General features: G+C 46.9%; 13 protein-coding genes. 5 read left to right on the top strand and 8 right to left on the bottom strand.

Translation table 11 applies throughout. The annotated features are described in order from the left end of the window. Nucleotides 1-35: 35 nt before the first annotated feature. Nucleotides 36-1,391: a c-type cytochrome gene (locus OI18_RS23560; protein WP_052272826.1), complete on the bottom strand. Its 1,356-nt coding sequence runs from the start codon at nt 1,389-1,391 to the stop codon at nt 36-38. A gap of 600 nt (nt 1,392-1,991) precedes the next feature. Next, nucleotides 1,992-2,570 (bottom strand): suppressor of fused domain protein, encoded by a 579-nt coding sequence (locus OI18_RS03455; protein WP_039137272.1) that lies wholly within the window; start codon nt 2,568-2,570, stop codon nt 1,992-1,994. 197 nt (nt 2,571-2,767) lie between these two features. Between OI18_RS03455 and OI18_RS03460 the strand changes: the two genes are divergently transcribed. Beyond that, nucleotides 2,768-4,960 carry an alpha-L-fucosidase gene (locus OI18_RS03460; RefSeq protein WP_039137274.1) on the top strand — a complete coding sequence of 731 codons (2,193 nt, stop codon included), beginning with the start codon at nt 2,768-2,770 and terminating at the stop codon, nt 4,958-4,960. Between the two features lie 19 nt (nt 4,961-4,979). On the opposite strand, the gene OI18_RS03465 is transcribed toward OI18_RS03460, so the two are convergent. Together OI18_RS03465 and OI18_RS03470 are read right to left on the bottom strand one after the other, a co-directional pair. Beyond that, entirely contained in the window at nt 4,980-6,050 is a 1,071-nt protein-coding gene (locus OI18_RS03465) for a DUF2652 domain-containing protein (RefSeq protein ID WP_039137276.1), read from the bottom strand. A gap of 31 nt (nt 6,051-6,081) precedes the next feature. Then, nucleotides 6,082-6,825, bottom strand: coding sequence for an SDR family oxidoreductase (locus OI18_RS03470; RefSeq protein WP_039137279.1), 744 nt, complete (start codon nt 6,823-6,825; stop codon nt 6,082-6,084). 172 nt (nt 6,826-6,997) lie between these two features. On the opposite strand from OI18_RS03470, the gene adhP reads away from it, so the two are divergent. After that, nucleotides 6,998-8,038, top strand: a complete 1,041-nt coding sequence (gene adhP, locus OI18_RS03475) for an alcohol dehydrogenase AdhP (RefSeq protein WP_039137281.1) — start codon at nt 6,998-7,000, stop codon at nt 8,036-8,038. Between the two features lie 72 nt (nt 8,039-8,110). Beyond that, nucleotides 8,111-8,722 (top strand): putative quinol monooxygenase, encoded by a 612-nt coding sequence (locus OI18_RS03480; protein ID WP_160290186.1) that lies wholly within the window; start codon nt 8,111-8,113, stop codon nt 8,720-8,722. On the opposite strand, the gene OI18_RS24145 is transcribed toward OI18_RS03480, so the two are convergent. Next, entirely contained in the window at nt 8,643-9,080 is a 438-nt protein-coding gene (locus OI18_RS24145; protein ID WP_072038945.1) for a MerC domain-containing protein, read from the bottom strand. The genes OI18_RS03480 and OI18_RS24145 overlap by 80 nt on opposite strands. 306 nt (nt 9,081-9,386) lie before the next feature. Between OI18_RS24145 and OI18_RS03485 the strand changes: the two genes are divergently transcribed. Then, nucleotides 9,387-10,283: a LysR family transcriptional regulator gene (locus OI18_RS03485; protein WP_039137340.1), complete on the top strand. Its 897-nt coding sequence runs from the start codon at nt 9,387-9,389 to the stop codon at nt 10,281-10,283. Here the strand turns inward: OI18_RS03485 and OI18_RS03490 are convergent. From OI18_RS03490 to OI18_RS03500, 3 genes are read right to left on the bottom strand one after another with little or no spacing between them, the layout of a single operon-like run. After that, the gene (locus tag OI18_RS03490; RefSeq protein ID WP_205409976.1) at nt 10,280-11,125 is read right to left on the bottom strand and encodes an alpha/beta hydrolase; all 846 of its coding nucleotides are present in this window, start codon (nt 11,123-11,125) and stop codon (nt 10,280-10,282) included. The two genes, OI18_RS03485 and OI18_RS03490, sit on opposite strands and share 4 nt — an antisense overlap. Before the next feature lie 7 nt (nt 11,126-11,132). Continuing rightward, entirely contained in the window at nt 11,133-12,500 is a 1,368-nt protein-coding gene (locus OI18_RS03495; RefSeq protein ID WP_152616712.1) for an NAD-dependent succinate-semialdehyde dehydrogenase, read from the bottom strand. A gap of 11 nt (nt 12,501-12,511) precedes the next feature. Next, entirely contained in the window at nt 12,512-13,540 is a 1,029-nt protein-coding gene (locus OI18_RS03500) for a bestrophin family protein (RefSeq protein WP_039137288.1), read from the bottom strand. 120 nt (nt 13,541-13,660) lie between these two features. Between OI18_RS03500 and OI18_RS03505 the strand changes: the two genes are divergently transcribed. Continuing rightward, on the top strand, nt 13,661-15,091 hold the full coding sequence (locus OI18_RS03505) for a DUF1254 domain-containing protein (RefSeq protein WP_039137290.1): 1,431 nt from the start codon (nt 13,661-13,663) through the stop codon (nt 15,089-15,091).

Genomic DNA, 15,091 nt, shown 5'->3' on the forward strand with positions numbered 1-15,091 from the left:
ATTTACTTGTCCTACGTGATAGTTTAAATGGCTGACTAGTCGTTTGTACGTTTTGGTTGCATTGGGAAGCAATCGCAATTGCAATTCCTTGGTTTTAACGTTTCAGTCTTCAGGTCATCCAGGCTCATAGATGTAAGCTCCTCTTGAAATTGTTCTTTAGAAACGAGTCTTAAGTTAAGATCGATATGTTGCCTGGTAGTAATAAGAAATTCTTTCTTGCCAAATAATATGCCTTCATTGTTCTCGCTTAAGGCAATTATGTATGCGAGTACATTCTGCGGTAATTCTATTTTCCCATCTTTGGTTTGAAAGACAAATTGATCGTTGCTTTGGCTTAGTAACCTTCCCTCGAGAAACACCTTCTGTGAAGGGATAATTAAGTATACCTGTATGTCTTTCTTATGTTCGCTTTTAAGACGAACAGTAAGTTCGCTTACTTGTGCACCAAAAACGCCTTCCAGTAATAGGTCAATATTATACCAGCCAAAGGATATGATATTGAATTCGTAAAATAGTGGGTTACGGGGATTTTGGCGTGTTGTGCTGGCTAATTCAAATTGTTCTTTGAAATAGGTGACGCAACTGTCAAGGCATCCTGCTTCTAGCGGCACAGGCAGGTTCTTACTGTTACTTTCGTTTTCAATGTAAGCGTACAAGGCTCTGAGTTTTACGTCTGTAAGGGAAGGAAAGTTATTCATAGCAGCCTTGTTCCAATAATTGTAGAGACAATTTGCATAAAAGTCTCCCGAGGCAATGACCTGCTGATTGTTTCGTGTAAATGCGTAGAGCCATTCTTTGCTTCTTCTTTTGGAAACGTGTGCGAGGTCGGGGCCAGTCAAAGGTTTACCAATTGCATGACATGAAGCGCAATTGTCCTGAAAAATCGCTCCTCCGGCATCATTAGCTTCTGATTTTGTTATGTCAAAAAGGGGGGCTGGGTTTGTCCAGTTGATAGTTCCCTTATCCATCAGTTTTCCCTTGAATAGTTGCATGTCTTTATTCAGGGAGCCAGTTGGAAGCGAAATAGTAATGGAACTTGTGATTTTTACGTTTGTGTCTCCAATGGCATCAATATAAATCATTCCCCCGCTGACTAATGGCTGGCCGCTACTGCTGGTGGTTAAACCCCCATTGATCATGTCCGTTATGCTATAAGCTTCTTTAATCTCTAATTGTACAGAGACAGTCCCTGCGGCCTCTATGGCCCCCATCGGGATATGAATTTTGGCACCTTTGGAGGTTATTAAAGTGGTGTCTTTAGTTAAATCTATAGTAAACAGTTCACTTTTGATGTTGTCCGCATTTAAAGGTGATTTTGTTTTTTCAGGGATACTGCAGCAGGTTAAAAGGACTGCAAAAGTAAAGCTGAGGGTAGTTACAGTTTTCAACATAGAATGTAAAGGTATTTTGGACTTTGGTTTATGGTATACATCTCAATCATCCCCACCAGACTTGTATAAGCTTTGTCTGCAACGCCTATATTACTTGAGTGCCTTCTTTGAATATTTAAAAAAGTGAAACGGATAAAAATGCAATAATGCGAACGCTATAGTAAACCATCCAATAATAGCTAAAGTAAAATTGGGGACTCTCTTCTCAACTGTGCCACTGTCCAAGGTGACTATTTCTAGATGGGTGAATTGACTATAAAATGAAAGTAAAATAAGTACTATCCCTGCTATTAATCCAAATGCAGGGATGAATTGTCTTTCCAACCACCAGGTTTTTACCTTTTGATTCAGCCTCAATGGAAGGCCAATTAAATAACAACATGATGTTGTCAGGAAAGTGAGAATCAGGCCAATAATTGGCTGAATTATTATGAAGCTTAGTTCCGTGATTAGATCAAATTCAGTCATGTCCGCAAAAGCGTACACCATATAGATAAAGAGCAAGATACATGTAGTGGAAGCGAACTGCGCCAGCCTTGTTATTAATTTAAACATATTGTTAATCACGTTCACCTAACGTGACGAATATTTGGTGGTTTATTAGCCCGAAACCAGGCAACTTCGGTTCGGATTAAGATAATCAAGGTGCCTTTCTTCAAACAACTGTTCTAATGCCTCACAACCGTTCGCAATTTTGTAGTCTCGTTCACTTTCCGTTATCGGAATCACCCAATAACAATGTATAGTGTTGCCTTCAAACTGGAAGAGCTCCAATTCTTCGCCTTCCAGGTAAGGTAGAGATATAAAAGCATGGTTGCACAAGGAGCTGTCCAGCCAGGGTTGTCCGATGTTTACAGTATGATGAAGATTCAATGGCAACTTTGTTCTATGATAAGAGGCGCAGTATGTTATCAGTTCTACCAGCGAGATGTCGGACCTCGGTGAATAAACAACAAGTTCAACCTTATTGTCGTCTATCCTGTCCGCCGACATGCCAACCGAACAATAACAAAACATGCCATGTCGCTTATTGGGTGGTATTTCTAATATAAAGAATTCGGAGTGCAGTTTCTCTTTTGGCCCTTTGTCAAGAGTTAAGGCCTTTCCCGTCACACCGAAATAAGATTCAAAGTGCAGCTGGAGTTTGTCAATATATGTCCTGGAATTAAAAACTTTCATGAGACCTCAAATTACCGCTAATGAATGCGCTTTCATGATCAAAGTTTGTTTGGAGCCGTAAAATAATTTGAAGGTGCCAGATTTGCAAGAATCCACCCCCCCGGCTAAAATCGAGGCAACCCCTGCCACTTTCCAGTCAAATTAACCGCCTCTCTATCCCTAACTTTAGCCCTCCATTTCAGCTTTAAATTATGACCATGCGCAAGACTCTCCTGGTATCTCTGGCCGCAATAATTGCAGCAACCTGTCCCGCCCAAACGAAAATCGCCTCCAACCCGGTTGCGAACACCATTCCCGTTACGGAACAGGATACCAAAGAGACCATCATAAAGAAAGCAGCCCGCGTAGTGCCCACCGGCGCCCAGTACGCCGCGCTCAAAAATGAGTTTATCGCCTTCATCCACTTCGGTCCCAATACCTTCACCCGCATGGAATGGGGTAACGGTAAAGAAGACCCGAAGATCTTCGACCTCAAAGAACTGCACACCGACCAATGGTGCGAAGCCATGAAAGCCGCCGGCATGAAAATGGTCATCCTCACCGCCAAACACCACGATGGTTTCGTGCTCTGGCAAAGCCGCTACACCACCCACGGCATCATGAGCTCACCCTTTAAAAACGGGAAAGGTGATATCGTAAAGGAACTCGCCAACTCCTGCCGGAAATATGGACTGAAACTCGGCATCTATCTTTCTCCCGCCGACCTCTTCCAGATCGAAAGCCCGACCGGCCTCTATGGCAACCTCAGCAAATACACCAAAAGAACGATCCCACGCCCCGTACCCGGAAGGCCCTTTGCCAACAAGACCACCTTCGAGTTTGAGGCCGACGATTACAACGAATATTTCATGAACCAGCTTTTTGAACTGCTCACGGAATACGGACCCATCGACGAAGTATGGTTCGATGGCGCCCACCCGAAAAGAAAAGGCAACCAGCAATACAATTACCTCGCCTGGAAAAAGCTGATCAAAACATTGTCGCCAAACGCCGTGATCTTCGGCAAGGAAGACATCCGCTGGTGCGGTAACGAAGCGGGCGGAACAAGGGACACCGAATGGAACGTGATCCCCTACACGGAAAATCCTAACCAGATGAACAGTTTCGCAGACCTTACCGATGCTTCACTCGGCAGCCGCGAAGACCTCTACAAAGGAAAATACCTGCACTACCAGCAGGCCGAGACCAATACCTCCATCCGTGAAGGCTGGTTCTACCGCGACGATACCGAACAGAAAGTGCGCAGCGCCGACGATGTATTTGATATTTACGAGAGGTCTGTCGGCGGTAACTCCACTTTCCTCCTGAACATCCCGCCCAACCGCGAGGGAAAATTCTCACCTGAAGATGTGTCCGTACTGAAAGAAACCGGCAAGCGCATCCGCGAAACCTACGGCACCAACCTTTTCGTTAAAGCCAGCATCTCCAAAACCAACCAGGAAATACTGATCACCACCCCGGCCCCGGTTACCATCAACCGCCTCGCCCTGCAGGAAGACATCCGCACGAAAGGTGAACGCGTAGAAAAACATGCGCTCGATGCCTGGATCAACAATGAATGGAAAGAACTCGCCACTGCTACCAATATCGGCTATAAGCGGATCCTCCGCTTCCCGGAAGTAACAGCCAGCAAATTCCGTGTCAGGATCCTGGAATCGCGTGACGTACCCACCATCAGCACCGTTACCGCGCATTATTATAAGACCCGTCCGCCGCAACTGCAGCTGGCCAGGAACGCATCCGGCATGGTCAGCATCGAGCCATCGCTGCAAGATTTCGGCTGGAACCCGCATGGACAAAACGCTGCAAAGAACATCAACAGCGGCATCGATATCTATTATACCACCGATGGCAGCACGCCTACAAACAAGGCGAAAAAATATGACCAGCCTTTTTCCTTCACAGCAGGCGAAGTGAAAGCTTTTGCCATTGCCAAAGACGAGACTGGCAGTGTAACCAGTCGCCAGTTCGGCATCATCCCCAAAGACTGGAAACTCGTAGGTGCCGACAGTGAAACCGGCAAGCACGCCGCAGCCCTCGCGTTTGACGCCAATCCCAAAACGTACTGGCGGTCGGAGCCAACCGGCGCCGCCCATTTCATCACGATCGACCTGGGAGCCAGCACCACCCTTAAAGCATTTGCTTACACCCCGCAAACGCAAACCCACGGTAAAGGCATGATGGAAAAAGGGATTATTAAAGTAAGCACCGACGGCAACACCTGGACAGACGCAGGCACTTTCACTTTCGGCAACCTGGTGAACGATCCCACAACCCGGAAGCACGCCTTCAACGCCCCTGTAACGGCGAGGTATGTACGAATAGAATCTACCGGTATTGCGGCGAACGACCAAACCCTGGCGATCGCGGAACTGGAATTCTTTGAATAAGACAGGGGCAGGCGCCCCCTCATTTCTTTAATGGATCAATTTCATCAATTAACCGCACCAAATTAGCAAATGACTTCTTATATCTCTTCATAACCATTTCCTTCTCGTCCTGTTTGAAATGCAGTTCGGAAATGGCATTCTTCCTGATGTAATAGTTGAATTTAAGGTTCACTACCCCTGGCTCAATTTTGCTTAAAGTATAGTGAACGAGGTAATTCAGGCCTTCGTCGTTCTCAGTGAACTCAATCAGGTCGTCAGCCAGCACCTTGCTTCGACTGCTGATTATTGCCTCGCCATCTTCCGAAGTGATCTTGCACCTCATTCCTGAACGGGGAAGAAGGTCGTTAAATTTTTCTGCTTGTTTCACGCCTTCCATCCAACGACTGCGCAATTCAAAATCTGCCGTTGCCCTGAACAGCAGCCGAATACGCGTTTTGAATGTCTTCCGCATGGAGAAAGCAAGCGCCAGTTCTGAAAATTTTACTTTCGGCACCAACACTGGTTTGATCTCATCGCGTAGCATCCCCAGCTGGGTATATTGAAATGAAATGTTCCCGATGTCGGTAAGTTTATTTCCACTATGCCATTGGGGCCATTTGGCTGAGTTTACATGTATAAAGGGAAACATGTTTTCCGTCGCCAGCCAGTACTCATGATCCTCGATATCATTTTTCATCAGGTTATGGGCGATGATCACATCCCTTCCCATCAGCTTGCTGAAATTCCTGACTTTATATTCTGTGAGCTCGCCATAATGGGTAATGATTTTCAGGGTGAGCTTAACGGCCGACTGGCAGGCATTGCAATTGCAATATTTACTGAGGTCATATGATGCCAGGTGCGTGTGGAAATCACAAAACATTTTTTCAACCTGCTTAATAACCTGGTGTGCATCCGGCGAGTCGTCGTACCGGTAAAACAGGATCGCATCTCCTTCGATCTCAGATAGCCTGAGACCAATCTGGTTGGAGTTCACCAACACCTCCAGCAATTCCTGGATGATCAGGCGACTGTGTTCAATGTCGGCTTCATTTACAAACCGGGAAAATCCGCTGATATCAGGAATGAACAAAAGGCCATTTTTTCCCATTTCAGGTTCAGTTTGTCAGTTCGGCAATGTATCAAAAATCCTGCATAGTAGGCCTGACCACAATTTCGTTGATGTCTACATCTGCCGGTTGCTCGATCGCAAATGCAATGGCCCGCGCCACCGATTCCGCCGGAATAGCCTGTTTGTAAAACTCGTTCACGTATTTGGCGCTTTCCGAATGCGAGGTGCCGAGTTTCAGTTCTGAGTCAACGGAACCGGGTTCTATTGTAGTGGTACGAATGCTTTTGCCTACTTCCTGCCTCAGCCCTTCACTGATCGCCCTTACCGCGAATTTGGCTCCGCTATAAACGGTGCCACCCGGACTGAACACCTTAACTCCGGCCACGGACCCCATATTTATGAAGTGGCCCGATTGCTGTTTTTCAAAAAACGGTAATGCTGCTGCAATGCCATACAACACCCCTTTGATATTAATATCGATTATGCTGTCCCATTCGTCCGTCCTGGTCTCTGACATTGGCGCAATGGGCATAATGCCGGCATTGTTGATCATGACATCAAGCCTGCCGTACGTACTGACAGCTTTATCAACCAGGCGCTTCACCTCAGCTTTGTTTGTTACATCGGTGAGCTCGTAAATCGCCGTGCCGCCGAGAATTGAGATTTCAGCTACTATTGATTTCAGTTTGCTTTCGCGCCTGGCTCCTAATACAACTATTGCACCTTTTGCAGCCAGGTATTTCGCAGTGGCTTCACCCAGTCCGCTGCTCGCGCCTGTAATGACAATTACTTTGTCTTTGATGTTGTTTTCCATTTGTAATCATTTATGCATTACAAAGTTGAACCGCCCTTCCTGTTATTTCAAATCACTTCTATCACATAAATAGTATTTGTGCTCAATCACCTGATGCCTGCAATAACAGTAAGTTTTTGCTGCAGTCTACCTTTGAATCACTCACTTATTTCCTCACCTAAAAAATAGCAGTATGATACCAAAAACAATGAAGGCGGCTGTAATTCATGAATTTGGAAAGCCGTTGAAGATTGAAGAAGTGCCTGTTCCGAAACCTAAAGAGAACGAGGTGCTGGTAAAAGTTGTAACCTGCGGCGTATGTCATAGCGATGTGCACGCCGCAAACGGGGAATGGGCAGTGAAACCCGAGCTTCCTTTAATCCCGGGTCATGAATCTATCGGTTATGTCGCAGCCCTCGGACCTTATGTGAAGAATTTGAAAGAAGGCGATATCGTGGGTGTTCCCTGGCTGAACAGTACCTGCGGTTACTGCAGTTATTGCTCTTCGGGTAAGGAACCGCTTTGTACTGATCAGCATAACAGCGGCTATACAGTTAACGGGGGATATGCCGAGTATGTGATTGCAAATGCCAACAATGTAGCCCGCTTCCCGAAAAATGGTTTTGATTTCAAAGAAATGGCACCGATCCTTTGCGCAGGAATAACCGTGTACAAAGGTTTGAAAGCAACAGGGATCAGTCCTGGTCAATGGATGGGCGTTTCGGGAATCGGTGGACTGGGTCACCTTGGCGTTCAATATGCGAAGACAATGGGATTTAAGGTCGTCGCAATCGATATCAATGATGAGAAATTGGAACTTGCCAAAAGGGTGGGAGCAGACCTCACGGTGAATGCTTCCAAAGAAGATCCTGCTGCCTTCCTTAAGCGCGAAGTTGGTGGCGTGCATGGGATGCTGGTGACTGCGGTAGAGAACGAAGCGTTTGGACAGGCAATTGGCGGAATCAGGCCCGGGGGTACGATGACCATGGTTGGCATTCCCGAGGGTAGCGTGGATGTGCCCATTCTCGATTCGATCATGAATGAGATTACAGTAAAAGGTTCATTGATCGGAACAAGGGAGGAAATGCAGGAGGCGATAGAGATCGCACTGCAGGGGAAAGTGAAGACAGTTGTAACAGGCGCAAAACTTGAAGACATTAATGAGATTCTTCCCAGGCTGAAGAAAGGAAAAGTAGAAGGGCGGGTCGTTCTCGAAATCTCAGAACCATTATAAACAGGCGGGAAGAAAGAACAAGGTGATGTAATGTCACCTTGTTCATTTATTGTTCATTTCAAATTCTATGTTGTGAAAAAAGAATATCCCGATTTTGGCAGGATCCTGAGATTCTCTGTCGATCAAAACGCGCATGCAGCTTTCAAACCTGCAGTCAGCAATTATTTAAAGAATGTACGGCACGCAGAAGGAAATATTATTGCGGAGTCTTACACAGATAAACAAAACAGCAACAATATCTGGATAATTGAACGTTGGGAAGACCGGAACCTTGCTGGGCAGTATGCACCAGGCTTGCCTGTAAGCGCTGCTGAAATCATTTCCCTCACAGACCTGTCGCCGCTTTCAAAGCAGGCATGGCAAAAGGATGGCCTTACTGGTGACGCCGTTACCATGATGCTGTTTATTCATGCTATGGATGGCAAAGCTGTTAGCTTAAAAGAATTATTTTCTACGGCGATGCCTGTATTTAGAAATAGCAGCGGCATTCTCCTGTACCAATTCAGCCAGTTGGAGGGTAACCAGGACCGGTTTGTGACCTTCGAAAAATTCAGGGATGAAAAGGCTTTCAGGGAGCATCTTGATTTCCCGGTCTCAGGTCCCATCATGCAGTTTCTGCAGGCCTCGATCCAGGATCCGCCGTTTGAAAAGAACTTCTTTGAGCTCTCGAAATTCGCCTCGTAAAGCAGATGTTCAACACATGCGCTGTTACAATAGAAATGGCAGCTGCCGGTACCAGCAGGTGGATGAATCGTTCGAGTGTGGCCTGGTTGAGAACCATCAGGCAATAGCCTGCGACAAACAAAACGATAGGCATACTCTTCCGGTGATGACGCCGGTATCCATGATACAGGGAGATGATGCCAAAGAGTAAGGCAGCGAGCATCATCGTCCATTCCACCCATTTATTTTCCAGGAATTCAATACTGAGCAGGGAAAGGCTGCTGAGAAACAGCGGCAACACTATGCAATGAATAGCACAGGTGATCGAAATTAAGATCCCTGCACCATCATAATACAGTCTCATTTTTTCACTGGCCATACTGCTGGAGTTGACTATAAAATTATTGTCTCCGCCTGCGTTTTACAATTTCTAAGTATCAATCATGTATGGTTGCACTAAACTCAACTGATGCTGCAAAAAGCGCCCCCCCCCATTTTTTTTGGAGTCCCTCACCTCAGCCTCCAAAATATTTGGACGCCCTGTATAAGTCTCACTCCCGAATGTTTAGCAGGGCAGCTACCTAAGTCGCTGTTATGCATTCTATTGAGGATTGCCCCTGCCTTGTACTACCGAATTTGGATCAACTGGCATACAAATCGCAGCCTTCAGTTACAAGCTGTTGTTATGTTGAATCTCGAATGGTTTAGGACATTTAAAGCAATTTATGAGACCGGTAACCTGACGGCCGCAGCCAACGCGTTGTATATTTCACAACCTGGGGTGAGCCTGCATTTAAATTCCCTCGAAACCTATACCGGCTACCCCTTGTTCAAGCGCGAAGCCAGGAAAATGACACCTACGGACAGGGGAACCATCTTGTATAACTGCATCTTCGATTCAATGAAAAAGCTGGAAGAAACCGAACAGGCATTTTTCAGGAATTCAAAGGTTAACAAGCCGACCATCAGCGTAGGCATGAGGTATGAAACCTTCGAATACTCACTCGAGGAGCATGTGGCGCAATTGCCTTTCAACCTGATCTTACGATTTGATAATTACACTGAAATGCGGCACGACCTTGATGCCGGTAAACTGGATATGATAGTGACACCGCATAAGGAACTACATGCCAACCTGGAATACACCCCGTTCTTTATTGAGCGGATCATCCTCGTTTGTGGCGGCAGAACCGAATCGGCAGAGCTCGATAACCTGGTTGTAAACAACGACAGGAAAGCCATGAAACATTGGTTAAAAAAACAGGTGTGGTATTCAACTGCTGCAGATATGATGTACCTCAAAAATTTCTGGATCGCCAATTTTGATTGCCTGCCGGACCTGAGTCCGAACTATATAGTTCCTCACTTTTCTTCCATCCTTCGGTGCCTGAGCAACGGAAAAGGCTTTTCGGTTATGCCGGAATTTTTATGCAGGAAGGCGATCGGGAATAACACTATCAGGCGGGTATGGGAGGCGTCTGCGAGTCTTGAAAGCATGCTTTATTTCTGCAAAAGGAAAAAGACCATCTTTGCCCACGAGATCCGGCAGCTGGAAGAGCTGTTGATCCAGAAACGCTTTTAAACTCTTTCGCTCAGCCAGCTGATGATATCATCTATCACCACACCGTTATTCCTGTCATTTACCAGGTCGTGGTAAAATCCTTCATACAACTTCAGTTCCCTGTCACTGGAAGAAACGTTTTCCATAAAGTATTTACTTCCCTCGGGGCTCGTGGCCCTGTCTGCAGTTCCATGAAGAATAAGCAGGGGAAGGCTTATCCTGTTCATGCCATTTTTTAGGTCATCAGCTGCACGTAACAATTGCTGCATTGTTTTGGCTGGTTGCTTTTCGCCTAACAGGAATGGATCATTGTTCATCGTGTCCACCACGGATTTATTCCGGGAAAAATCCTCATTGTTTAACTTCACCAGCCGGGTATGCGGAATTACATTAGCCAGGAATTTGATCGTAGCCAATGCAAACCTGGGCGCTGGAATTTGGAAGGCAAAGCTCTCCGAGATCAGGCCCGCAAGTTTGTACTGGTAGATCATGGCATACACTGAAGCAAATACCCCTCCGGCACTATGGCCAAACAGGAAAACGGGGAATGCCGGGTATTCGGATACGACGATGTCCATCAGTAAGTTGATGTCTGCAACAACATCATTATAATTGCCGATGTAGAATCTTTCGCCTTCCGATAAACCCCTTCCGGGAAGATCCAGGGCAAAAACCCCGAATTGAGCCTTGTTGAGCTGAAGGGCAAAATTGTTGTAATAGCCGCTATGCGAATTCAGCCCATGAACAATGATGACTATTCCTTTAGGCATGCCATCCGTTTTCCAGTTCCTGTAAAAAATGTCCAGCCCTTTATGACCGATAAAGCAGCCTGACTTTGGTTTTTCCTTTACTTGCATGTACATAACCTGGCTATTTAATGTAAACAGTCTTGATGTTGACAAATTCATGGATCCCAAATGAACTTAACTCCCGTCCATACCCGGAATTTTTAATGCCACCAAATGGTAAGCGGGGATCCGATTTAACCCGTTCATTTACATAACTGGAACCGGCTTCAAGAATATTCCGGGCTATATTTTCCCCTTTTTCTTTATTACTGGTAAATACGGCAGAGCCTAGTCCAAAATCGCTGTCATTTGCAATTCGTAATGCATCGGCTTCATCTTTAGCGGTAATGATCGAAGCGACCGGGCCAAATAGTTCCTCATCATAGGCCGGCATACCGGGTTGTACGTTTGTCAGGATGGTTGGCGGGTAAAAAGCATGTTTGCCCGGAGCTACTGTTCCTCCTAAAATACAGGACGCGCCTTTCTCGATGGATTTAAGAACCTGGTTGTGCAGTTCGTCCCTCAGGTCCTGGCGGGCCTGCGGACCGACATCAGTGGAAAGTGCAAGCGGGTCACCAACGACCTTTTCCTGCATTTTCTTCAGGAACATTTGCGTGAATGCTTCTGCGACCGGGGCTTCCACGATAAATCTTTTTGCCGCAATACAACTTTGCCCGCTATTGATCAAACGGCTTCCTACGCAGGTCTCCGCTGCATGTTCAAGGTCTGCATCTGCAAGTACCACGTAGGCATCACTTCCGCCAAGTTCCAATACAGTTCTCTTGAGAAAAGTTCCTGCTTTGCTGGCTACTGCGATTCCTGCATTATTACTTCCTGTCAGGGTTACCGCTTTGATATGCTGATTTTCGATGACCTTATCGATCAGGTTGCTTCCTATCAGCAATGTCTGGAACACATGCTCAGGAAAACCTGCTTCGTTTACAATTTGTTCAATGGCCAGCGCACAGCCGGGTACGTTAGATGCATGTTTCAGGACCCCGCAATTTCCGGCTGCCAGTGCGGGTGCCAGGAATCGGAACACCTGCCAGAGGGGAAAATTCCAGGGCATGACCGCAAGAATTACTCCCAGTGGCTGGAAGCTGGCATAACTCCTGGATGCTTCGGTTTCTATGACCCGGTCAGCCAGGTGTGCTGGTGCATTGGCGGCATAGTACTCACAGCACACGGCACATTTTTCAATTTCATCGAGCCCCTGGATAACAGGTTTGCCCATTTCATTTGCCATCAGGGTAGCCAATGGTTGCCTGTGTTTTCTTAAAACGCCAGCCATGTTTGTAAGCAGCCTGCTGCGTTCGGCATGGCCTGATTTTTTCCAGCTGTTCCATGCCTGGTGAGTCTGTTCTATTTTCCTGTTAACATCGTCAAGTGTCAATGTATCGTAGGTTTTGATCTGCTCACCACTAGTGGGATTAATTGAAACGATACTCATAATCGAAGTTTTTAGAATAAGACAAATTCTTTTGGTTGAATAGGCTTTGGGATATTTATTTCTCCTGTTATTCCAAGCAGGTCAATCTCTATGGATCTGCAAATGGAAAGCATAGGTGTGTCGTTGTGCAGTCCTTCAAAAGGATTTTCTGAATAATCCCCTATCATTTCCAGCACCAGGTATACCCAGCTAACGATAACCCCGACAGGGATACTCAGCCAGATAGCCGCGCCACCTATCTTGTTGAATTCGGCAATTATTCCAAAGGGGAGGAGGAAAACGAAGATGCAGACAAACAAAAAACTGAAGCTGGCATATTTGCGGGGGAAAGGTGTTCCTTTAATTCGTTCCACTTTAGCCTGCACACTATGCAGGTCATTAATTGCTCCCTGGATATTACTTTGTTGGATCGGGTTAATTGCCTTGATGTCGAGCAGGTGCTGTACCATTTGGGATTGCCTTTCCAGCAGTTGTACAGCAATGTTGCTGTGACCCTGAATATTGAGTTGTTCCGCTGCCGGCAGGTAATTCCGGTTGGCGATCTCATCCAATTCGGCTTTGAACATGTCAATAAGCCTGGCGCGTCGTTGCCGGTTATGACGGCCTGTTCTCCATACATTATGCAGGCTCACATGCTCCCAAATAGCTGGTTCAAGTAGCTGTATACGCAATTGATAGATGTACGCGATATGCCGGAAGATGATTTGTTGCCTGATGCTTTTGCCCTCGTCCTGGTTAACCGCTTCTTCTGAACGGTAATTTTTGACCATTACAGCCAGCTGCCTGCTTTGGCCGGTGATCTCATCCCAGAGCCTTCTTGCTTCCCATAATCTTCCGTACGACTGGTTGTTTTTGAAACCCACATAGAATGCGACGGCAGTGCCAACCAGCGAAAGCGGCAACCACGGGAACAGGATCAGTTTACAACCTGTGCAATAATAAACGATAGTCACAAGCGACATCCATGTGGTGAGCCACCAGATATGATGACCTGCGAATTCATACATTGACTTTAGCGAAAGTGTTTTCCTGACTATCATAAGAGCGACTGACTTGCCAACCCAAAATTGACGAAGGAAATGCTGGCTAACAAATAACCAGAATCATAGCTGCCCTAATAATTTTAATTGATTGGGGATTTAACTTACCCCGTTGGCGGAATGAGATTATCCCGGGTGTCTACTACTAAAGACATCCGCATGAACAACCAGTCAGCCGCGACGAACAAAATACCTCCCGGTCCCATTCCCCACACGGTAATGGCCGAAGAATATGTCAAAGCAATTGCCGCTTTCATTTACGGCTGGGCCTGGCCGCTCGTAAACGTCCATAACCGGATTGAAGAATTCAAAAAGGCTCCATATCCCCTCTATGGCGGGGGAGCATTTCCCGTTGCGCCGCCGAACCAGATGTGCATGCTCACCGATTATGTCAGGCCGGAAGAAAGGGGGGTTGCCTGTCCCAACCAGGACGTAGTGTACGGTGTATCGGGGCTGGACCTCACCCAGGGACCGGTAGTGCTGCAGGTCCCCGATTTCGGCGATCGATTCTGGGTTTACCAGGTCTGCGACCAGCGGACAGACGCATTTGCCACACTGGGAAAAACCTATGGCACCAAACCAGGGTTCTACCTGCTTGCGCATAATGACTGGCAAGGCAAAACGCCGGAAGGTATCACGCAGGTCTTCCGATGCAGCACTGCACGCGGCGTGGTGATCCCAAGGGTATTCCAAAGCGATGACCCGGAAGACAAGAAAGCTGTCCAACCCCTGGTAAATCAAATTGGGATTTATCCCCTGGCCGACTTCGACGGCAAAATAAAAATCACCGACTGGTCAAAAACCCCGTCAACCCCGCCGGATCCTGCCGGTGACAAAGGAGAAACCAAATGGGTGAGACCGGAGATCTTTATTGACCAGCTGGCTGAGATCCTTGCGGAAGTTCCCGCCCTGCCGGGAGAAGAAGCCTTGTACGCGCAAATGCATGCGCTGGTTGACGCCATTACGCACAACACGGCGCTCGGCGAAATAGCGAAGTCGGCATTGATTGAAGTGGACAAAAACCTGGTACCCGAGATGTTTAAGTTCGTGAATGTCGGTTACCAGGTTCAACACAATTGGACCACCCAGCGCAATGGAGCAGAGTTTGGCATCGATTACCTGACCAGGCTCGCCTGCGCGAAGTCCAATATTTTCGTGAACAGGCCGAACGAAACCAAGTATTTCTACCAGGATCTCGATGCATCCGGCGCGCGGTTGAACGGGTCAGCTAATTACACGGTCACCTTCGCAAAAGGCGAGCTGCCACCGGTAAAAGGTTTCTGGTCATTGACCCTGTATAACCCGGAACATTTCTTTTCGCCGAACGATCTCAACAGGTATTCCCTCGGAACGAAGAATAAAAATCTGCGGCTAAACCCGGATGGCTCTCTCACCATCTATGTGCAAAGCATACCGCCGCCCGAAGACAAAAAGAGTAACTGGCTGCCGGCTCCCAATGAACCGTTCTCCCTATACATTCGCTGTTACTGGCCGGATGAACGCGTTATAACCGATAACTGGAACCCGCCGCCAGTATTGAAAGTGAAGTGA

The organism is Flavihumibacter solisilvae (assembly GCF_000814475.1).
Lineage (GTDB): Bacteria > Bacteroidota > Bacteroidia > Chitinophagales > Chitinophagaceae > Flavihumibacter > Flavihumibacter solisilvae.